The sequence below is a fragment of the Streptomyces sp. NPDC047971 genome (genome assembly GCF_040653355.1).
GTDB lineage: Bacteria > Actinomycetota > Actinomycetes > Streptomycetales > Streptomycetaceae > Streptomyces.
Window position 1 is genome coordinate 30,120 of sequence record NZ_JBEZNW010000010.1, and the last position, 20,105, is coordinate 50,224.

Here is a 20,105-nt window from a genome sequence, read left to right on the forward strand (position 1 = left end):
GCCACGGACTCCCAGGGGGTTGCGGTGACGGACACCCGAGGGCAGGGGCCCTCGTACGAGACGTACAACGGGCCGCTGCCCGGCGATCGCGCGGGCGCGCAGCAGCCGAGCGGGCCCTACCACCCGCCGCAGGCGTACGGCGCTCAGGCGCCCGGCGCCGGCGGTCAGAACACCGGAGCGGTGCGCCGTCCGCGGACGGGGGCCCGCACCACGCCCCGTACGCGCAAGGCGCGGCTGCGGGTGGCCAAGGCCGACCCGTGGTCGGTGATGAAGGTGAGCTTCCTGCTCTCCATCGCGCTGGGCATCTGCACGGTGGTGGCGGCCTCGGTGCTGTGGATGGTCATGGACGCCATGGGCGTCTTCTCGACCGTCGGCGGCACGATCAGCGAGGCGACGGGCTCGAACGAGTCCAACGGCTTCGATCTGCAGTCGTTCCTCTCGCTGCCGCGGGTGCTCATGTTCACCTCCGTGATCGCCGTGATCGACGTGGTCCTGATGACCGCGCTGGCGACTCTGGGGGCGTTCATCTACAACCTGTCCGCCGGATTCGTGGGCGGCGTGGAGCTGACGCTGGCGGAGGACGAGTGACCCGTGGGGGGTCCGTCGGAACCGATTTTGGGACTGGCCCCCACGTGCGCTAATCTTCAGGAGTCAGCGCGCGGGACACACACCGCAAAGCGCGGCGGGGCTATAGCTCAGTTGGTTAGAGCGCATCCCTGATAAGGATGAGGCCACAGGTTCAAATCCTGTTAGCCCCACAGCATGAAGACCCCCGATCGATCACGGTCGGGGGTCTTCGCCGTCGAGGGGGCGGCCCGGACGGTTCACCCGTTCGGGCCGATTGCTTTTCACGCCACGGGCCCGGCCTAGGTCACCGATCGGTATCGGTCGGTGTGTAGAGTGGGCGTCAGAAGTCTCCTACGTCAACGAAAGACGAGGTCGCGCGGTGAAGAAGCTTCTCCTGGTCGCACTGGCCGCCATCGGCGGGCTCCTCGTGTACCGCCAGATCCAGGCGGATCGCGCCGAGCAGGATCTGTGGACGGAGGCGACCGACTCCGTGCCCGCAGGTTCGGGTGTCTGAGTCGCAGATTGTCTGAGGGCGAAGCCCCGGCCGCTTACGAGCGGCCGGGGCTTCGCGCTGTTTCAGGACCGTGACACCGCTCCTCTTGAGTTCACCTACGCAAATGAATAGGTTGCGAGAGCAAAGTTGAGTGGTCGCGGTCAAGGGGGACGGGCATGAGAGAGCGACGTACGGCGGTCGGCTGGGCGGTGGGGGCGTTGCTCGCCCTGCTGCTCGCGCCGGCACCGGGAGCGGCCGCGGCCGACGGAGAGGCGACCGGCGGCGGCAGCCTCGTGATGGTGCTGGACTCGTCCGGCTCCATGGGCGACGACGACGGCTCGGGACGTACGCGGATGGAGGCGGCCCGTACCGCCGTCGGCACCGTCGTCGACGGCCTGCCCGACGGGCATCCCACCGGACTGCGGGTCTACGGCGCCGACCGGCCCGAGGGCTGCACGGACACCCGGCTCGTCCGGCCCGTCGCACCGCTGGACAGGGCGGGGCTCAAGGCCGCCGTGGCGGCCCTGCGGCCCACCGGCGACACGCCCATCGGGCTCTCCCTGCGGAAGGCCGCCCAGGACCTCCCCGAGCCCTCCGGCGGGACGATCGCGTCGCGCACCATCCTGCTGATCTCCGACGGCGAGGACACCTGCGGCACCCCCAAGCCGTGCGAGGTCGCCGCACAGCTCGCCAAGGACGGCGTCGGACTGCGGATCGACACCGTCGGCTTCCAGGTCGAGGGCGCGGCGCGCGAGCAACTGGAGTGCATCGCCGAGGCGGGCAACGGCCGTTACTACGACGCCCCCGACGCGGACGCGCTCGCCCGCCAGCTCCAGCGGGCCTCGCGGCTCTCGGCGGACGGCTACCGGCTGCGCGGCCAGCAGATCACGGGCACGCCGACGAGCGACCGGGCGCCCGCGCTCGTACCGGGGCAGTACCTGGACACCATCGGACCGGGCGAGAAGCGGTACTACGCCGTCGACCTGGACGACGCCTCCACGGTGGACTTCTCGGCGACGGCCGTGCCGCAGCCCGGAGCGGCCGTGGACACCGTCGACAAGCTGAGCACCGGCCTCGTCTACGCCCACGCCGCCGGCGAGGGCACCTGCGCGACCGACAGCGAGATCTTCCACCAGGCCGAGGGAGCCGTCCCGCTCACCTCGGCCGTCTCCCGCATCCCCACCGAGGAGCGGTACTCGACCTGTGACAAGACGGGCCGCTACTGGTTCGTCGTCGAACGCACCAGCAAGCCGGCGTCCGACGCGGCCCGCTGGCCGCTGGAGCTGGTCCTCGGGGCGGAGGAGCCGCTGCGCGCCGGAGTCACCCCGGCGCAGTCGCGGCCGGAGTACGGAGCCGGCGGCAAGGAGGCCGTCCTGCCCACCGGCAACCCGAAGGACGTCCGCGGCGGGACCGGCTTCAACGACGCCAGGGAGCTGGGACGGGGTGTGTGGCGCGACCGTCTGCTGCCCTCGCAGACCCTCTGGTACAAGGTCCCCGTCGGCTGGGGACAGCAGCTGCGCTACGACGTCGAGTTCGCCAACGAGCCGACCGTCGACGGTACGTCGTCGGTGACGTCGTACGGCGGCACCCAGGTCTACACACCGGCCCGCCACCCCGTCGGCGGCGGAACCGGCGAGTTCGGTTCCCGGACCACGTACGACGGCAGCCCCGCCGCGCTGAGCATGGGCACGGTGCCGATCGCCTGGACCAACCGGTACGAGAGCAACCCGAACGTCGTCCCGGTGCACACCACCGGCGGCTTCTACATCGCCGTCACGCTGGGCGCCGAGACGGCCGAGATCGCCCGGAACCCGCGGGTCGCCATGGTCCTGCGGATCGCGGTCCTCGGCGAGGAGCTGACGGGGCCGGAGCACGGCGCGGCGCCGGTGGCCGGAAAGGCCGACAAGCAGGGCGAATCGTCCGCGCACGCAGACAGCGGAGGGACGGGCGGGGCAGGATGGACCGTCACCGGGGCCGCACTGGCGGGCGGCGGCGCCCTCGTGCTGATCGCGGCGGCGGTGTTCGCCGTGAAGCGGGTACGGGGCGGGACGGCTACGGACACGAGGAGAGGCGCGTGAGCAGGCGCGTGAAGAGGCAGCGCGGGACGATGCGGGCGGCCGGGTCCCTGGTCGCCGCGGCGGGTGCGGCGACGGTGTTCACGGCCGCGGTGCTGCCGGGCGCGGCATGGGCGGCAGGCGAGGACCCGTACGCCTTCGACGGCGGCGCCACGCGGGTCGAGGGCGCCGCGTCCAGCCTGGACGCCCAGCAGCTGAAGGCCGGTCAGAGCTACCGCGACGGCATCAAGAAGGACGGCAAGCTCTACTACCGGGTCGATCTGGACGCGAAGCAGAACGCCTACGTGTCGGTGGTCGCCGTCCCCGAGGCCGGCGGCAAGGTGGAGTACGGCGACGGCATCAAGGTCAGCCTCCAGGACGGATCCGGTTCGCAGTGCGGCTACCAGGACGCGGCGTTCGGGTCGGCCGGGTTCACCCGGCCCATCGCCGCGTACGCCCACCGCACGATCGAGGCCGACAGCTCCACCTGTCAGCAGGCGGGCGCCTACTACGTGCTGGTCGAGCGGACCTCCAAGGCCGTCTCCACGCCCGACGACTGGGAGCTGGAGATCCGGTACTCCACCGAGCCCGGCGTGAAGAAGACAGGGCCCACCGCGCTGCCCGACAACTGGCCCTCCTCCTCGCCCCCGCCGCCCGCCGGCGGCCCGCAGAAGCGGCAGGGAGCCGCCGGCTTCCACGACGCCACCTCCCTGACGGAGGGCGAGTGGCGCGCCGACATCAAGCCCGGGCAGACGCTCTTCTACCGGGTGCCCGTCGACTGGGGGCAGCAGCTCTTCGCCACGGCGGAGCTCGGCAGCAGCCCCTCGGGCTCCACGACGTACGTGAGCAACGCGCTGGTCCTGTCGCTCGACAACCCCGCCCTCGGCCATGTCGACGAGGACACCATCAGCTACGACGGCAAGCCGGCGACGCTCGCGCTCGACCCGCACCGGCCGGTCGCCTTCGAGAACCGCTACTCCTCCAACAGCTACACCAACGCGCTGCGGTTCGCGGGCTGGTACTACCTGTCGGCGACGCTCAGCCCCGAGGTCGCCGAGGAGTACGGGGACAAGCCGGTGCCGCTGACCCTGCGGGTCAACGTCACCGGCACGGCCAAGGACGGGCCCGCGTACGACGGTGACGCGGGGGTCTTCAAGGTCACCGACGACGACCGGGACGCGGCGGCCAGTGGGGCGAGCGGGCCGCAGGCGAGCAAGAGCGACGGCATGGCCGTGGTCGCGGCGGCCGGGATCGGAGCCGGGACCGTGCTGATCGTCGGGCTCGGCCTGTGGACGCTCGCCGGACGGCGCCGGGCGGCGCGGACGGCGCCGCAGGACGGGCCGCCGCAGTTCGGACCGCCGACGACCCGGTAGCCGGGGGCCCGTCGGTCAGGTCTGGGTGAGCGCCCAGATGCCGACGGCGAAGCAGATCAACGCGACGACCAGAACCGGGATCGCCACCTTCGGGGGCGGTCCCGGTCGCTTTGCCGGTACCACGGCCGCGGGAGAGACCTGGGCGGGAACCTGATGGGCGTGAGCGGTGTATTGACGAGTGGAGGCGGGAGTGAACGACACCGCGGCCGTCGGGGCCTGGGCGAAGTCCGGCGCGGCGGCGGGATGGGGGGAGGCCGGATGCGCGGACGGGACGGTGACCGGAGGCTGTGTGGGGGCGGCGACCGGCTGAGGGGGCGGGGGCAGGTGGAAGCTGCCCGTCTCGGAGGGGCTCGGCGTCGGCCGTGGCCGCTGTGGCTCCGACGGTGGCTGTGTCTGAGGCTGTGGACGGGGCTGCGCGGGTACGGAGTCGGGGGCGGCCGGCGGCCGGACCGCGTCCCGGGTCTCCGGGCCGTTCGGGCCGAAGCCGGCGGGCAGCGGGCCGATCTGGTCGAAGACCTCGACCGGCTCCTCGTCCGGGCGGGCCTCGGGCAGCATCTCGACCGCCGACGTCAGCGCCTTGCGCACGCCCGTCGCCGTCTTGAAACGGGCCTGCGGGTCCGGCTGGAGCAGGCCCGCGAGGACCTGCCACAGCGGCTCCGGAATGCCTTCCGGGGCTCCCGGGGTCCCGTGCGCCATGAAGTACTCGATCAGGGCACGGGAGTCGGGCTTCTGGCCCTGGAGCAGATAGAGCGCGACCAGGCCGACCGCGAAGAGGTCGGCCGGGAAGTCCGGCTCCGCTCCCATCATCTGCTCGGGCGCGAAGTAACCGGGCGTACCCACCACGTAGTTGGTCTCGGTGAGGCGGGGTTCGCCCTTGCGCATGGAGATGCCGAAGTCGGACAGCCGCAGATGCGGCCGCCCGGTCCCGGTGACGTCGAGCAGGATGTTCGCCGGCTTGATGTCGCGGTGCACGACCCCCTCCGCGTGCACCGCGGCGAGTGCGGAGAGCAGCTGGTCCAGCAGGGTGCAGACGAAGCGCGGCGGCAGCGGGCCGTAGTCGCCGATGACGTGCGCCAGAGACCCGCCGGCCACCAGATCCATGGTGAACAGCACCTTGTCGTCGTCCGCGGCCCAGCTGGCCGGGGCGAGGACATGCGGGTGGTCGATCCTGAGCGCCTGCTCCCGGACGAAGCGGAGCAGTGCGTGGGCGTCGCTCTGCTGGAGCACCTTGGCCGCCACGTAGCGGCGGCGCCGGTGGTCCCACGCACGCCACACCGCACCGACGCCACCGCGTCCGATCGGGTCGATCAGCTCGTACCGACCAGCGAAGACCTCACCCATTGCGCTGCGCCCGCTCCCCGTCGTGCCGTTTCGTGCTGCTGTGAACGCCGAACCGGCTGCTCTGCGTCAGTTCTGGTGCGACTCGTAATGGGCGACCGCGTCCGCGGTACGCCCGGCGCCGTACACCCGGAGGAACTCTGCCAGCTCCGGGTGTGCCGGGGCGAGGGAGTCCGCCGCATCGATGATGTCGCCGGCCGCCGCGACCGAGCGCAGCAGCGACTGGATCTCGCGGACCACGCGGCGCACGGTCGGCGCGCCCGAGCTGGTCGTGGTCTGGCTGGTGCCGGTCAGCACGGAGCCGCCCTGGGACTTCTTGATCTCGTCCATGCGGTCGGTGGCCTCGGCCGCGCTGACACTGCCGTCCGCGACCTGACCGGCGAGCTCCTGAAGGGCCTGGACACGCTGCACGACGGCAGGGTTGCCGATCTTGGCCCGCTGGCCGCTCATCAGCTGGGAGAGCATGGGCGCCGAAAGACCGAGCACGGCCGCGAGCCTCGCCTGATTCAGCCCGAGATCGTCGATCAGGCGACGGAAGAGCGCCCCCAGCGGCTCTCCGTACCAACTGCGCTGAAGCTCTCTGGCTCTTGCCGTGGCTTCCTGCTGCGCTGTGTCCATTGCTTCTCCCCATCCCTGCGGTTCGCCACTGCGAACCTCGATCAGCATCTTACGGAGCGTGGTCGCAGACGGGGAGTCCCAATCCTTTTGCGGGAAAGAGGGGGTGACCCGGTACTCTGTTCTCGTTCCGGGGCCTTAGCTCAGTTGGTAGAGCGCTGTCTTTGCATGGCAGATGTCAGGGGTTCGACTCCCCTAGGCTCCACCGGAAAAGCCCCTCCGAACCGCGCGAACGCGGTGCGGAGGGGCTTTTGTCATGGTGCCGGTGGCAGGTGGGTCGGCCCACCCCCGGGCCCCGCGACGGAGCCGCCGGGGCGGGCCGGTGGCGCGGAGGCGCGGTCGGTGACCGGACGTCCCGAGGCCGTGTGCGCGCCGGGCGACAGGCGGAAGCGGCCCGCGCGGCACGGAGCCCATGGGTGCCCGCTGAGCCGTACGGGTGGTGTTCATCGGAAGAACTGCGCGGAGGCGGCGTCGCTCCGAGGAATCGGGCCGTCCGTCCACATCATGAGGAAGGTACGAAAAGCGCGCAAATCGAAATGCACCATCCGAGAACGTCACGAAAGTGAGGGGCCATGGCCACCGCCAAGGTCAAGCAGTTCTGGACCGCCTTCATCTCCGTACTCTTCGCCCTGCTCGCCTCCGTCGGCCTGGCGTCCACCGCCACCGCCGCGCAGGCTCCCGCCGTCCAGCAGCCGGAGGAGCCGACCTCGCCCGCCGGCGCGGCCGCGCGCACCCACGCCGTCGTACCGGCACAGCGGGCGGCGCATCAGTGGCCCTGGGTCCGCGACCGCTCGCTGCCGCCCACCATCAAGCAGCGCATCGGCGCCGAGGCGCACAACTCCTCGCCCTCCGTCCGTCACCTGCCCGCCGGCTCCCCGGACGAGACCTCGCTGACGGACCAGACGGAGCTGACGGACCTCGCGCTGGCCGCGAAGGCGTAGGGCGCGGGGAGTCCGTTCTTCCCCGTGCCCCACGATCCCTCGCGCACCACGCCACCGCGCAACGCGGAGGCGGTCCGTGCAGGCGACCCCCGCGGTCAGCGACGCTCGTCGCGCCCCGCGTCGTCCTCGGCCTCGGCCTCCTTGGCCTCCACCTCAGGATCGAGAGCTCCACTGCCGTCGACGGACGACAGCGGTGACGTACGGGACGACGGTTCCGACATCCCCTCATCGACCTCGGTAGGAGCGGGCGGTTCGACCAGCCAGTCAGGGTTGGCCTGCTTGTCCCACCACTTCCAGGCGGCGAAGGCGCCGCCGAGCACCACGCCGAAGATCGCGAGTCCGATGGCGACACGTCCGGCCTTGGCCCGACGTTCGTGCTTCCTCACGATCTTCCGAATCTCCTTCGGTGTCACCTGTCCGCGGAGAGCGGCCCAGGCGGCCACCGAACGCGACCCGGCCTCATCGAGGACCGGACCGGTCGCGGCGACCGCGTTCTCGACACGCGGAACGGTGTAGTCGGCCGCCTGACGGGCGGCCTTGCGGGTGACGATCGCGGCACGCTGCGCGGCCTCGTCCACCCGCGGCGGTACATGGGGTGCGACATGGCACTCGTACTGCACACGAGCTTGCTTGCGGGCCTGCTTCGCGGCCTTCGAGACTTTCGGCGCGATCTTGACGCGCGCCTCGTGCGCGTAGAGCGCGGCTTGGTCCATGGCCGTGCCGGCGTACTGCGAGGCCTGCTCCTTGGCCGTGTTCGCATAGGGCGCCACCACTTCCGCGGCGTGCAGCACGCTGTCCTTGGCCGAATCGGTCGCGGCGCGCACGCTGTCCATCCGGGTCACGGGATCCTCCTCCTCGGTGGCGGTGTCGGGTTTTCGCCTTTCCGCCCATTTCGAAATCATGCCTGCCCTGTCGCGGTCCGGCATGTGGGGCGGGCATCCGGGGCATCGCCCCGTCCCTTCCGTGCGAGGATGCGATCCGCGTCAGTGGAGACTTACGGAAGGCGGACCGTGGCCGAGCAGCTCTACGCCACTCTCAAGACCAGCCTGGGCGACATCGAGGTCCGGCTGCTGCCGTTCCACGCCCCGAAGACGGTCAGAAACTTCACCGAGCTCGCACGGGGCGAGCGGGAGTGGACGCATCCGGCCACCGGCAACGTCGCCGCCGAGCCCCTCTACGACGGCACCGTCTTCCACCGGGTCATCGAGGGTTTCATGATCCAGGGCGGGGATCCGCTGGGGAACGGCACGGGCGGACCGGGGTACGAGTTCGCCGACGAGTTCCACCCGGAGCTCTTCTTCGACCGCCCCTATCTGCTGGCGATGGCCAACGCGGGCCCGGGCACGAACGGCTCGCAGTTCTTCATCACGGTCGGGGCCACCACCTGGCTGAACCGCAAGCACACCATCTTCGGCGAGGTCGTCGGCGCAGCGAGCAAGAAGGTCGTCGACACGATCGCCGCGACTCCGGTGAACGCGAACACCAACCGTCCCCTCGACGACGTGGTGCTGGAGTCCGTCGTCATCGAGACCCGCTGACCGGGTAGCCGGACGGCCGGTCGGCCCGTCCCGCCAGGGAACCTTTCCGCCCCGCCCATCCGTATCAGGAGGGCGGGGTGCCGCCTCGTCGCCCCATCTCCTCGGGAGGGCCCTCCATGGAGCCGCAGTCCGGCCTGCCGCGCTGTTACCGCCACCAGGACGTCGAGACAGGCATTCGCTGCACCCGCTGCGAGAAGCCGATCTGCCCGCAGTGCATGATCTCCGCCTCGGTCGGCTTCCAGTGCCCCGACTGCGTGCGCAACGGCTCCGGCACGGGCCACGCCCCCGACGCCAACCAGCCGCGGACCCTCGCCGGCGGCCGGGTGGCGTCCGACGGCCGTCTGATCACCAAGATCCTCATCGCGATCAACCTCGCCCTCTTCATCGCCGTCCAGGTGGCCGGAGACCGGGTCGTGGACGAGCTGTCGCTGATCGGCTACGCCTACAACCCGGCGCTCGCCGAGGTGGTGGGGGTCGCGGACGGCGAGTGGTACCGGCTGATCACCTCGACCGTCCTGCACCAGGAGGTCGCGCACTTCGTCTTCAACATGCTGGGGCTGTGGGTCATCGGCGGGATCGTGGAGCCGGAGCTCGGCCGGATCCGCTATGCCGCGCTCTGTCTGCTCTCCGGACTCTCCGGCTCGGCGTTCGCCTTTCTGCTCTCCCCGGGGAACCAGCCCTCGCTGGGCGCCTCCGGAGTCGTCTTCGGCCTGATCGGCGCCTGGGCGGTGCTCACCCGCCGCCAGCGGCTGGACATGCGGCCGGTGATCCTCTTCGTGGGCCTGTCGCTGCTGCTGACGTTCACCCGGCCCGGAATCTCCTGGGAGGCGCACATCGGCGGTCTCGTCGGCGGCGCCCTGGTCGCCTACGGTCTGCTGCACGCGCCGAGGGCCCGGCGGAACGTCGTCCAGTACGCGGCCTGTGGACTGGTGCTCCTGATCGACCTGGGCATGGTCCTCGCCCGCTCGGCCGCGCTCACCTGAGCGTCGAGGGCTGTGGACGAGCTTCCCGGAAAGCTTTCCCCAGAGTTATCCACAGCGCGTGGTGGATCTTGTGCATCTACTGGGGAACGACCGCGCCCCCCACTCCTGAGCTGGCCATTTCCAGCGAGAGTGAGGGGCGGGGTGCACCTCGGGCGAGGGTGCCGCAGTCACACCGGCGTCAACCTACCCTTGAGTTATCCACAGATCTTCGTAAGTTATCCAGTGCTGTGCACAACGCTGTGGATAAGTTCAGGGCAAGGCTTGACGGGCAGAGCGGGGAGAAGCTACTTCCACTGCGTGGAGACGCCGAACCCGGCCGCGATGAAGCCGAAGCCCACCACGATGTTCCAGTTGTTGATGGACTTCACCGGCAGCGTGCCGTCGGTGACGTAGAAGACGACGATCCACACCAGCCCGATCGCGAACAGCGCCAGCATCACGGGAGCCACCCAGCTGCGGTTGGTCAGCTTGATGTTGGTGGCCTGCTTGGCGGGCGGGGGCGTGAAGTCGGCCTTCTTGCGGATACGTGACTTCGGCACGAGGGACTCTCCTGTCGATGCGCTGCGTGACCGCGCAGGGAACTGTGGCTGGCGCCGGGGCGGGACGACTGTGACGTAGGAGGACCACTGCGTCCCCCGGGCGTCCGTTAGCGTAGTGCTTCCGCGGCACCGAAGGGGATCAGGGTACGTTGAGCAATTCCGCCGACTCATCCCCCGGGCCGGGCCGAACCACTGGGTGGCGCCCCGTCCGGGTGCTGACCGCTGCCGTCTTCGCCCTCGCCGGACTGATCTTCGTGACCAGTTTCAACACCGCCAAGGGCACCAACATCCGGACCGACGCCTCCCTGCTGAGGCTCTCCGACCTGATCGAGGAACGCAGCCACAAGAACGCCGGCCTGGACGAGTCCACGGCCGCCCTGCGCGGCCAGGTCGACGCCCTCGCCGCCCGCGACGACGGCTCCACGCGCGCCGAGGACGCCAAGCTGCGCGCCCTGGAGACGGCCGCCGGCACCACCCCGATCTCCGGACAGGGCCTGACGGTCACCCTCAACGACGCCCCGCCGAACGCCCAGGCCGCCCCCGGCTACCCCGAACCGCAGGCCAACGACCTCGTCATCCACCAGCAGGACCTCCAGGCCGTCGTGAACGCCCTGTGGAAGGGCGGGGCCCGGGGAATCCAGGTCATGGACCAGCGGCTCATCTCCACCAGCGCCGTGCGCTGCGTGGGCAACACCCTGATCCTCCAGGGCCGCGTCTACTCGCCCCCGTACAAGATCACCGCTGTGGGCGACCGGGAGAAGCTGACGACGGCGCTCGCCGACGCGCCCGCCGTCCAGAACTACCAGCTGTACGTGAAGGCGTACGGACTCGGCTGGAAAGTGAACGAGCACAGGGCGGTGACTCTGCCCGGCTACTCCGGCACAGTGGATCTCCACTACGCGAAGCCTGTGAGCTGACTGCGGGGAGGCCCGGCCGGTGGCGGTGCGACTGATCGTCAGGACGCTCAGCGAGCTGTGCATCACCGCCGGAACCGTGATCGTCCTCTTCGTCGTGTACGTGATGTTCTGGACCGGAGTCCAGGCCGAGAGCGCGACGGCGGGCCAGATCGACACCCTGGAGCAGGAGTGGATCGACCGGCCCGTCCCCGACACCACGGCGGCCGCACCGCCCCCGAGGGCGTACACGGCGGGCAAGGGCATCGCGGTCATGTACATACCCAGACTCGGCAGGGACTGGGAGTGGCCCGTCCTGGAGGGCACCTCCACCGCCACCCTGAAGAAGGGCCTCGGCCACTACGCCGCCACCGCCCGCCTCGGCGAGACCGGCAACTTCTCCGTCGCCGGCCACCGGCGCACGTACGGAGATCCGTTCAAGGACTTCCCCCGTCTGCGCCCCGGTGACGCCGTCGTCCTCACCGACGGCACGACCTGGTTCACGTACCGCGTCGCCCGCCCGCCCCACCGGACCGTCCCCACCGACATCGGCGTCATCGACCCCGTCCCCCGGAAGTCCGGATTCGACGGACCGGGCCGCTATCTCACCCTCACCACCTGCGAGCCCGAGTGGGGCAGCAGCCACCGCCTGATCGCCTGGGCGCACCTGGACGCCACCCAGCCTGTGACGCAGGGCAAGCCACGGGCTTTGGCCGGCTGACCCCTGACAGCCCCGATCCCCCGTACTCTGGTGCCCGTAACGAACGGAAGGGGCAGTGGACGTCATGTACGGCTGGATCTGGCGGCATCTGCCGGGCAACGCGTGGATCAGGGCGATCATCTCGCTGGTACTCGTCCTCGGGGTCGTCTACGCCCTCTTCCAGTACGTGTTCCCCTGGGCGGAGCCGCTGCTTCCGTTCAACGATGTGACGGTGGACGGCCAGTGAGCGCGCGGATTCTCGTCGTCGACAACTACGACAGCTTCGTCTTCAACCTCGTTCAGTACCTCTACCAGCTCGGCGCCGAGTGCGAGGTGCTGCGCAACGACGAGGTCGAACTCGGCCACGCGCAGGACGGCTTCGACGGCGTCCTGCTCTCGCCCGGCCCCGGCGCGCCCGAACAGGCCGGTGTCTGCATCGACATGGTCCGCCACTGCGCGAACACCGGCGTGCCCGTCTTCGGCGTCTGCCTCGGGATGCAGTCGATGGCGGTGGCGTACGGCGGTGTCGTCGACCGGGCCCCCGAGCTGCTGCACGGCAAGACCTCCCTCGTCACGCACGAGGGCAAGGGCGTCTTCGCGGGCCTCCCCTCACCGTTCACCGCGACGCGCTACCACTCGCTGGCCGCCGAGCCCGCGGCGCTGCCGGACGAGCTGGAGGTCACGGCACGCACGGACGACGGCATCATCATGGGGCTGCGCCACCGCGATCTCGCGGTCGAGGGCGTGCAGTTCCACCCCGAGTCGGTGCTCACCGAGCACGGCCACCTGATGCTCGCCAACTGGCTGGAGCAGTGCGGCGACAAGGGGGCGGTGGGCCGGTCGGCGGGGCTCGCGCCGGTGGTGGGCAAGGCCGTCGCGTGACCGAGGGGTCGCCGTGGTTCCGGGCGACGAACCCGCCGGTCGAGCCGGGGCCGGGGGAGCCGACGCCGACGGCTCCGTACGACGGCACGGCGTACCAGACCACGCAGGAATACGGGACGCCCGGCTACGAGGCGTACCAGACGCCCACGTACGAGACGCCCGGCTATGACACGCCCGCGTACGACCCGTCCGGCTACGAGACGCCCGGGTACGACCCGTCCGCCTACGACGCCGCCGGGTACGGGACGACCGCCTACGAGACGCCCTCGTACGAGCCGATACCGGAACCCTCCGTCGCGCCGTCGCCCGAGCCCACGCCCGACACGTCCTACGAGGCGCCGTACGAGCCCCATGACGACCAGGACGAGCCGGACGCCGGGACGATGGCCCTGCGGACCGTCGAGACCCCAGCGGCGCCCCTCCCGGGCCCCGGCAGGGCCGAGCGCCGCAAGGCCGCCAAGGGACGCGGTCGCCGGGGAGCGACGCCCCCGGAGCCCTCGGAGACGTCCTCCGAGGCCCCCGCCGCCCCGCTCTCGCGCGTCGAGGCCCGCCGGGCGGCCAAGGCACAGAAGGAGAGCGTCGGGGTCGTCGCGAGCCGGGTCGTGGGCGAGCTGTTCATCACCTTCGGCGTGGTCATGCTGCTCTTCGTCACCTACCAGCTGTGGTGGACGAACGTCCGCGCCGGCCAGCAGGCGAACCAGGCCAAGGGGCAGATAGAGGACTCCTGGGCCAAGGGCCGGGCGCCGGGCGAGTTCGAGCCGGGCCAGGGCTTCGCCATCATGTACATCCCCAAGCTGGACGTCGTCGTCCCGGTCGCCGAGGGCATCAGCAAGCCCAAGGTCCTGGACCGCGGCATGGTGGGCCACTACGCGGAGGGCACCCTCAAGACGGCGATGCCCAGTGCCAAGCAGGGCAACTTCGCCGTCGCCGGACACCGCAACACGCACGGCGAACCGTTCCGCTACATCAACCAGTTGAAGCCCGGCGACCCGATCGTCGTCGAGACCCAGGACGCGTACTACACGTACGAGATGGCGAGCATCCTGCCGCAGACGGCGCCGTCGAATGTGTCGGTCATCGACCCGGTGCCGAAGCAGTCGGGCTTCACGGGGCCGGGGCGCTACATCACCCTGACGACCTGTACGCCCGAATTCACCAGCACGTACCGCATGATCGTGTGGGGCAAGATGGTCGAGGAACGCCCGCGGAGCAAGGGAAAGCCGGACGCGCTCGTAGGCTGAGACCCTCGACCTCACGACCCACACCTCAGACGGGACGACGCAGTGGCACGTGCGCGCAACCGGATCGCCGGAGTCATCAGTGTCTTCGGTGAACTCCTCATCACCGCGGGCCTGGTGCTCGGACTCTTCGTCGTCTACTCGCTGTGGTGGACCAACGTCCTCGCCGACCGCGCCGCCGGCCGCGACGGCGACCAGGTCCGCGACCAGTGGGCGGCGCAGGGACCGGGCGCGCTGGACACCAAGGGCGGCATCGGCTTCCTGCACGTCCCGGCCATGGGCGACGACGAGATACTCGTCAAGAAGGGCACCGCGCCCGAGACCCTGAACAACGGTGTCGCCGGCTACTACCTCGACCCGATCAAGTCGGCCCTCCCCCAGGACAAGCAGGGCAACTTCACGCTGGCCGCGCACCGGGACGGGCACGGGGCGAAGTTCCACAACATCCACAAGCTGAAGAACGGCGACTCGATCGTCTTCGAGTCCAAGGACACCTGGTTCGTCTACAAGGTCTACAAGACCCTGCCGGAGACGACGAAGTACAACGTGGACGTCCTCCAGCAGATCCCGAAGGAGTCGGGCGTCACGAAGCCGGGCCGCTACATCACGCTGACGACCTGTACGCCGATGTACACCTCGGACTACCGCTACATCGTGTGGGGCGAGCTGGAGCGCACCGAGAAGGTCGACAACGCCCGCACCCCGCCGGCGGAGCTGCGCTGAGCGGCCCAGGGCCGACGGACGACGGCAGGGCCTGAGGGACGACGGGCAGGGCCTGAGGGACGACGGGCAGGGCCTGACGGACGACGGGCAGGGCACAACAGACCACACCACGGGCAGGGCACGCAGACGACGGGAAGGGCCCCGGCATCCACGAGGATGCCGGGGCCCTTCCCGTCGCGATGTCGCGGGCGACCGCTAGTCGAAGATGCCGCCGTTGTTGCCGAACGTCTTCACGTTGATCGCCTGGTTGGGCTGGCCCACCGTGCCCGCCTGGACGTCCTGCTCCTTGATCCTCGCGTTGGGATCGTTCTGGCCGTCCACGTTGCCGAGCTGGTAGCCGGCCGCGGACAGCTGGGCACGGGCCTGGTCCAGGGTCAGACCGAAGAGGCTCGGAACGGGCTGCTGCGTCTGCTGCGGGCCCTTGGAGACCTTCAGCGTGATCTGGACGTCCTTGGGCTGCTGCGTCTGCCCGTCGGGCGTCTGACCGGTGACCGTGCCCGCCGGCTGGGAGGAGTCCTCCTGCTGCTGGGCGATGTTGGTGAACCCGAGCGCGTTGAGCTGCTGGATGGCGACGTTCACGTCCCGTCCGACGACGTCCGGAAGCGGCGTCTGCTTCTTCTTCGCCACCGTGATCGTGACCTCGGAGTTCTTCTCCGCCTTGGAACCGCCCGTCGGGTCCTGCTTCAGGACGCGGCCGGCCTCCTCGTCGGACTCCTCGAAGTCGATCTTGACCTTGAAGCCCTTGTCCTTGAGCGACTGCTCCGCGGTCTCCTGGGACTTCTCCGTCACGTCCGGGACCTCGATCTGCGGCGCGCCCTCGGAGACGACCACCTGGATCGTCTGTCCGACGTCCATCTTCGTCGTTCCGTCGGCCGCCGGAATCTGGCTGCAGATCCTGCCCTTGGGCTGCTCGCACCGCTCCGAACCCGACTGGGCGACCTTCACCTGGGCGTTGGTCGCCAAGCCGTTGGCTTCCTCGATCGTGTGGCCGACCAGCTGCGGCACGGTCACCTTGTCGGTGCCCTCCTTGCCGTCGAAGATCGACTGGCCGATCAGGATCGCGCCCACCAGCACCAGGATGCCCGCGAGCACCAGAAGGATCGTCGAGGTGTTCGACTTCTTCTGGCGGCGGCGGTCCGGGCGGTCGTCGTAGCCGTAACCGCCGTCGTCCGGGTTCATCGGCGGAAGCATCGAGGTCTGGCCGGCCGGGTCGGCCTGGCGCAGCGCCGTCGTCGGCTGGTCGCCCGAGGCGTAGCCGCCGCCGTATCCGTCGCCGTAGCCGCCGCCGTACCCGGCCGCGCCCATCGCCGCGGCCGCGGCGACCGGCTGCCCGTCGAGGCAGGCCTCGATGTCGGCGCGCATCTCGTCCGCGGACTGGTAGCGGTAGTCGGGGTCCTTGACCAGCGCCTTCAGGACGATGGCGTCCATCGACGGCGAGATCTCGGGGTCGAAGTTGCTGGGCGGCTGCGGCTCCTCGCGCACGTGCTGGTACGCGACCGCGACCGGGGAGTCGCCGACGAACGGCGGCCGGACGGTCAGCAGCTCGTACAGCAGGCAGCCGGTGGAGTACAGGTCGGAGCGGGCGTCGACCTGCTCGCCCTTGGCCTGCTCGGGGGAGAGGTACTGCGCCGTGCCGATGACCGCCGCGGTCTGCGTCATGGTCATGCCCGCGTCGCCCATGGCGCGCGCGATGCCGAAGTCCATGACCTTGACCTGACCGGTGCGCGTCAGCATGACGTTCGCCGGCTTGATGTCACGGTGCACGATGCCGGCGCGGTGCGAGTACTCCAGCGCCTGGAGGATGCCGACGGTCATCTCGAGCGTGCGCTCGGGCAGCAGCTTGCGCCCGGAGTGAAGCAGCTCACGCAGGGTCGAGCCGTCGACGTACTCCATCACGATGTACGGGATGGAGACCCCGTCGACGTAGTCCTCGCCGGTGTCGTAGACCGCGACGATCGCCGGGTGGTTGAGCGAGGCGGCCGACTGGGCCTCACGGCGGAACCGGGCCTGGAAGGACGGGTCACGGGCGAGGTCGGCCCGCAGCGTCTTCACGGCGACGGTGCGGCCGAGCCGGGTGTCGTGGGCGAGGTAGACCTCCGCCATGCCACCACGGCCGAGCACCGAGCCCAGCTCGTACCGGCCGCCGAGGCGACGCGGCTCTTCCATAACTGATCCAGCCCTCTCCGTCTGTCCCGACCGCACCCGTGTGTGGTCCGGCGGTGTGCTGTTCGCGCAAAGGCTACCGGCCACCGGAAGGCGATCCGCCCCCCGACCGGCACCTGATACCTGACCGGTACCTGGCCGGCGCCCGCCCGAATGTCAGCTCCTGTTCTTCAGAACCGCCTTCATCACGTCCCGGGCGATCGGGGCGGCGAGGCCGCCACCGCTGATGTCCTCGCGGTTCGTGCCCGCCGAGTCCTCGACGATAACCGCGACGGCGACCGGAGAGCCCTGGGCGGTCTTGGCGTATGAGATGAACCACGCGTAGGGACGGGCCTCGTTCTTCGGACCGTGCTGCGCCGTACCCGTCTTGCCGCCGACACTCACGCCGTTCATGTTGAGGTCGGCCTTGCCGCCGGTGCCGTTCGAGACGACGTTCTCCATCATCTGCTGGACCAGCTGCGCGGTCTGCGGCGAGACCGGGCGGCTCATCTCCTCCGGCTCGTTCTGCTTGATCACGTCGAGGTTCGGAGCCACCAGCTTGTCGACCATGTACGGCTTCATCAGCTTGCCGTCGTTGGCGATCGCGGCCGTCACCATGGCCATCTGGAGGGGAGTCGTCGCGGTGTTGAACTGACCGATCGAGGCCTGCGCGTTTCCGCCGCGGTCGGCCTCCTTGTCGAAGACGGAGGCGGCCGAGCGGACCGGGGTGAACTGCTCGGCGTTGAAACCGAACTTCTCCGCCATCTCGGTCATCTTCTCCACCCCGACCTCGTCACCGAGCTTGGCGAAGACCGAGTTGCAGGAGACCTCCAGCGCCTTGTTCAGGCTGGCGTTCTCGCAGCCGCTGGCGTGGTTCTTCATCGGAATGCGCGACAGCGGCAGGATGTACGGCTCGGGCGTGTCCGTCGCCGCGTTGATGTCGGTGACCTTGCCGTTCTCCAGCGCCGCGGCCGCCGTGACGACCTTGAAGACGGAGCCGGGCGGGTAGATCTCGCGCAGGGCGCGGTTCTGCTTCGGCTTGTTCTTGTCCTTCTCCAGCGCGACCCACGCCTTCTCGTCCTTGCTGGAGTAGCCGGCGAAGGATCCGGGGTCGTACGACGGGGTCGACGCGAGCGCGAGGATCTTGCCGGTGCTCGGCTCGATGGCCACGACCGCGCCCGTGTTCCCGCCGAGCCCCTTGAAGGCGGCCTTCTGGGCGGCGCCGCTCAGCGTCGTGACGACGTTGCCGCCCTTCTTCTTGTCGCCCGTGAACATCGACAGCGTGCGGTCGAAGAAGAGCCGGTCGTCGTTGCCGGTGAGGATGCCGTCCTCGATCTTCTCGATCTGGTTGGCGTCGTACGCCTGCGAGGCGTACCCGGTCACCGGCGCCCACATCGGGCCGTCGACGTAGGTCCGCTTGAACCGGTAGTACGGGTCCTGGGAGTCGACCGAGCCCGTGATCGGCTTGCCGTCCACGATGATGTTGCCGCGCTCGTTCGCGTACCGCTCGATCGTGACGCGCCGGTTCTTCGGGTGCGCGTTCAGCTCGTCGGCGCGGACGTACTGGAGCCAGTTGTCGCGGAGCAGCAGGGCGAGGACCAGCAGGCCGCAGAAGATCGCGACCCGGCGCAGGGGCTTGTTCACGGACGGACCACCTGGGTCATCTCGGCGTCGGGGGACGGGGCGGGGGCGGGCGCCGGGCGGCGCGCGGTGTCGCTGATCCGGATCAGGATGCCGATCAGGGCCCAGTTGGCGATCACGGACGAACCGCCGTACGCGAGGAACGGCATGGTCATACCGGTCAGCGGGATGAGGCCCATCACACCGCCGGCGACGACGAACACCTGGAGCGCGAAGGCGCCGGAGAGGCCCATCGCGAGCAGCTTGCCGAAGGGGTCGCGGGCCGCGAGGGCGGTGCGGACACCCCGCTCGATGATCAGGCCGTACAGCAGCAGGAAGACCATGACGCCGGCCAGGCCGAGCTCCTCGCCGACGGTGGCGAAGATGAAGTCGGAGTTGGCGGCGAAGCCGATCAGGTCCGAGTTGCCCTGGCCGAGACCGGTACCGAGGATGCCGCCGGAACCGAAGGACATCAGCACCTGCGTCATCTGGTCACAGGCGGCGGCCATGTTGGAGTTCTCGGGTGCCGTCTTCAGGCACTCGAACGGGTCGAGCCAGGCGGCCACACGGGACTTGACGTGCCCCGCGGTGGAACCGACGACGACCGCGCCCGCGGTGGACATCAGCAGACCCATGACGACCCAGCTGGTCCGCTCCGTCGCCACGTACAGCATGATCACGAACATGCCGAAGAACAGCAGCGACGTACCGAGGTCGTTCTCGAAGACCAGGATGAGCAGGCTGACGGCCCAGATCGTGAGGATCGGGCCGAGGTCACGGCCGCGCGGCAGGTAGAGCCCCATGAACCGGCGGCTGGCCAGCGCCAGCGCGTCCCGTTTCACCATCAGATAGCCGGAGAAGAAGACCGCCAGGATGATCTTGGCGAACTCGCCGGGCTGGATCGAGAAGCCGGCGACGCTGATCCAGATCTTGGCGCCGAAGACATCGGCACCCAGGCCCGGCACCAGCGGCAGCAGCAGCAGGACGAGCGCCGCCACCATCGAGATGTACGTGTAGCGCTGAAGGACCCGGTGGTCCTTCAGAAGCAGCAGCACGCCCACGAACATCGCGACCGCGATCGCCGAGTACAGCATCTGGCTCGGGGCGTCCGGGGTGAACGTCTTGTACCGGTTGATGATGCGCGGCGACTGGTCCAGCCGCCAGATCAGCACCAGGCCCATCCCGTTCAGCAGGGTCGCCAGCGGCAGCAGCAGCGGGTCCGCGTACGGCGCGAACTTGCGCACCACGAGGTGCGCGACGCCCGCGAGCAGCCCGAGGCCGAGCCCGTACCCGAGCATGCCGGCGGGCACCTTGCCGTCGATCGCCAGACCCACGTTCAGGTACGCGAAGACCGGGATGGCGACGGCGAACGCCAGCAGCGCCAGCTCGGTGTTGCGGCGGCTCGGCGCCTCGATCGCGCCGATGGTGGTCGTGTTGGTGACAACGCTCATGGTGGTGAAAGGCCC

20 protein-coding genes and 2 tRNA genes are annotated in these 20,105 nt (G+C 70.0%); 15 read left to right on the plus strand and 7 right to left on the minus strand.

Features of this window, described 5'->3' with window-relative positions:
- Positions 1 to 24: 24 nt before the first annotated feature.
- From AB0D99_RS12565 to AB0D99_RS12585, 5 genes are all read left to right on the plus strand, one after another.
- A complete protein-coding gene (locus tag AB0D99_RS12565) occupies positions 25 to 588 on the plus strand; it encodes a DUF3566 domain-containing protein (RefSeq protein ID WP_362359538.1) in 564 nt (187 codons plus the stop codon).
- 96 nt (positions 589 to 684) lie between these two features.
- Positions 685 to 758: transfer RNA gene (locus tag AB0D99_RS12570), tRNA-Ile, on the plus strand.
- 188 nt (positions 759 to 946) lie between these two features.
- The gene (locus AB0D99_RS12575; RefSeq protein ID WP_003958712.1) at positions 947 to 1,081 is read left to right on the plus strand and encodes a DLW-39 family protein; all 135 of its coding nucleotides are present in this window, start codon (positions 947 to 949) and stop codon (positions 1,079 to 1,081) included.
- Positions 1,082 to 1,236: 155 nt separating this feature from the next.
- On the plus strand, positions 1,237 to 3,138 hold the full coding sequence (locus AB0D99_RS12580) for a VWA domain-containing protein (protein WP_362359540.1): 1,902 nt from the start codon (positions 1,237 to 1,239) through the stop codon (positions 3,136 to 3,138).
- The gene (locus AB0D99_RS12585; RefSeq protein WP_362359542.1) at positions 3,135 to 4,487 is read left to right on the plus strand and encodes a hypothetical protein; all 1,353 of its coding nucleotides are present in this window, start codon (positions 3,135 to 3,137) and stop codon (positions 4,485 to 4,487) included. The genes AB0D99_RS12580 and AB0D99_RS12585 overlap by 4 nt, the downstream gene beginning before the upstream one ends.
- 15 nt (positions 4,488 to 4,502) lie before the next feature.
- On the opposite strand, the gene AB0D99_RS12590 is transcribed toward AB0D99_RS12585, so the two are convergent.
- On the minus strand, positions 4,503 to 5,828 hold the full coding sequence (locus AB0D99_RS12590; RefSeq protein ID WP_362359544.1) for a serine/threonine-protein kinase: 1,326 nt from the start codon (positions 5,826 to 5,828) through the stop codon (positions 4,503 to 4,505).
- 66 nt (positions 5,829 to 5,894) lie between these two features.
- The gene (locus tag AB0D99_RS12595; protein WP_362359546.1) at positions 5,895 to 6,443 is read right to left on the minus strand and encodes a DNA-binding protein; all 549 of its coding nucleotides are present in this window, start codon (positions 6,441 to 6,443) and stop codon (positions 5,895 to 5,897) included.
- A 129-nt stretch (positions 6,444 to 6,572) separates the two neighbouring features.
- Here AB0D99_RS12595 and AB0D99_RS12600 point away from each other — a divergent pair.
- Positions 6,573 to 6,645, plus strand: a tRNA-Ala gene (locus tag AB0D99_RS12600).
- 367 nt (positions 6,646 to 7,012) lie between these two features.
- Positions 7,013 to 7,381, plus strand: a complete 369-nt coding sequence (locus AB0D99_RS12605; protein ID WP_362359548.1) for a DUF6344 domain-containing protein — start codon at positions 7,013 to 7,015, stop codon at positions 7,379 to 7,381.
- Between the two features lie 95 nt (positions 7,382 to 7,476).
- Here AB0D99_RS12605 and AB0D99_RS12610 read toward each other — a convergent pair whose 3' ends face one another.
- Positions 7,477 to 8,223 (minus strand): DUF5324 family protein, encoded by a 747-nt coding sequence (locus AB0D99_RS12610; RefSeq protein WP_362359775.1) that lies wholly within the window; start codon positions 8,221 to 8,223, stop codon positions 7,477 to 7,479.
- A 168-nt stretch (positions 8,224 to 8,391) separates the two neighbouring features.
- On the opposite strand from AB0D99_RS12610, the gene AB0D99_RS12615 reads away from it, so the two are divergent.
- Together AB0D99_RS12615 and AB0D99_RS12620 are read left to right on the plus strand one after the other, a co-directional pair.
- Positions 8,392 to 8,919, plus strand: a complete 528-nt coding sequence (locus AB0D99_RS12615; protein ID WP_362359550.1) for a peptidylprolyl isomerase — start codon at positions 8,392 to 8,394, stop codon at positions 8,917 to 8,919.
- A gap of 116 nt (positions 8,920 to 9,035) precedes the next feature.
- Complete coding sequence (locus AB0D99_RS12620; protein ID WP_362359552.1) at positions 9,036 to 9,902, plus strand: rhomboid family intramembrane serine protease; 867 nt, start codon at positions 9,036 to 9,038, stop codon at positions 9,900 to 9,902.
- Between the two features lie 284 nt (positions 9,903 to 10,186).
- On the opposite strand, the gene crgA is transcribed toward AB0D99_RS12620, so the two are convergent.
- The gene (gene crgA / locus AB0D99_RS12625; protein WP_329118500.1) at positions 10,187 to 10,441 is read right to left on the minus strand and encodes a cell division protein CrgA; all 255 of its coding nucleotides are present in this window, start codon (positions 10,439 to 10,441) and stop codon (positions 10,187 to 10,189) included.
- 149 nt (positions 10,442 to 10,590) lie between these two features.
- On the opposite strand from crgA, the gene AB0D99_RS12630 reads away from it, so the two are divergent.
- From AB0D99_RS12630 to AB0D99_RS12655, 6 genes are read left to right on the plus strand one after another with little or no spacing between them, the layout of a single operon-like run.
- Positions 10,591 to 11,358, plus strand: coding sequence for a DUF881 domain-containing protein (locus tag AB0D99_RS12630; protein WP_362359555.1), 768 nt, complete (start codon positions 10,591 to 10,593; stop codon positions 11,356 to 11,358).
- A gap of 19 nt (positions 11,359 to 11,377) precedes the next feature.
- Entirely contained in the window at positions 11,378 to 12,055 is a 678-nt protein-coding gene (locus tag AB0D99_RS12635; RefSeq protein WP_362359557.1) for a class E sortase, read from the plus strand.
- 55 nt (positions 12,056 to 12,110) lie between these two features.
- Positions 12,111 to 12,281 (plus strand): hypothetical protein, encoded by a 171-nt coding sequence (locus AB0D99_RS12640; protein ID WP_362359799.1) that lies wholly within the window; start codon positions 12,111 to 12,113, stop codon positions 12,279 to 12,281.
- Positions 12,278 to 12,916 carry an aminodeoxychorismate/anthranilate synthase component II gene (locus tag AB0D99_RS12645; protein ID WP_362359559.1) on the plus strand — a complete coding sequence of 213 codons (639 nt, stop codon included), beginning with the start codon at positions 12,278 to 12,280 and terminating at the stop codon, positions 12,914 to 12,916. The genes AB0D99_RS12640 and AB0D99_RS12645 overlap by 4 nt, the downstream gene beginning before the upstream one ends.
- Positions 12,913 to 14,157: a class E sortase gene (locus AB0D99_RS12650; RefSeq protein WP_362359561.1), complete on the plus strand. Its 1,245-nt coding sequence runs from the start codon at positions 12,913 to 12,915 to the stop codon at positions 14,155 to 14,157. The genes AB0D99_RS12645 and AB0D99_RS12650 overlap by 4 nt, the downstream gene beginning before the upstream one ends.
- Before the next feature lie 42 nt (positions 14,158 to 14,199).
- A complete protein-coding gene (locus AB0D99_RS12655; RefSeq protein ID WP_362359563.1) occupies positions 14,200 to 14,877 on the plus strand; it encodes a class E sortase in 678 nt (225 codons plus the stop codon).
- Positions 14,878 to 15,072: 195 nt separating this feature from the next.
- On the opposite strand, the gene pknB is transcribed toward AB0D99_RS12655, so the two are convergent.
- The 3 genes from pknB to AB0D99_RS12670 form a co-directional block, all read right to left on the minus strand.
- Positions 15,073 to 17,043: a Stk1 family PASTA domain-containing Ser/Thr kinase gene (pknB, locus tag AB0D99_RS12660; RefSeq protein WP_362359565.1), complete on the minus strand. Its 1,971-nt coding sequence runs from the start codon at positions 17,041 to 17,043 to the stop codon at positions 15,073 to 15,075.
- Between the two features lie 153 nt (positions 17,044 to 17,196).
- On the minus strand, positions 17,197 to 18,663 hold the full coding sequence (locus AB0D99_RS12665; RefSeq protein WP_362359567.1) for a penicillin-binding transpeptidase domain-containing protein: 1,467 nt from the start codon (positions 18,661 to 18,663) through the stop codon (positions 17,197 to 17,199).
- Complete coding sequence (locus tag AB0D99_RS12670) at positions 18,660 to 20,090, minus strand: FtsW/RodA/SpoVE family cell cycle protein (protein WP_362359569.1); 1,431 nt, start codon at positions 20,088 to 20,090, stop codon at positions 18,660 to 18,662. The genes AB0D99_RS12665 and AB0D99_RS12670 overlap by 4 nt, the downstream gene beginning before the upstream one ends.
- Between the last annotated feature and the right edge of the window lie 15 nt (positions 20,091 to 20,105).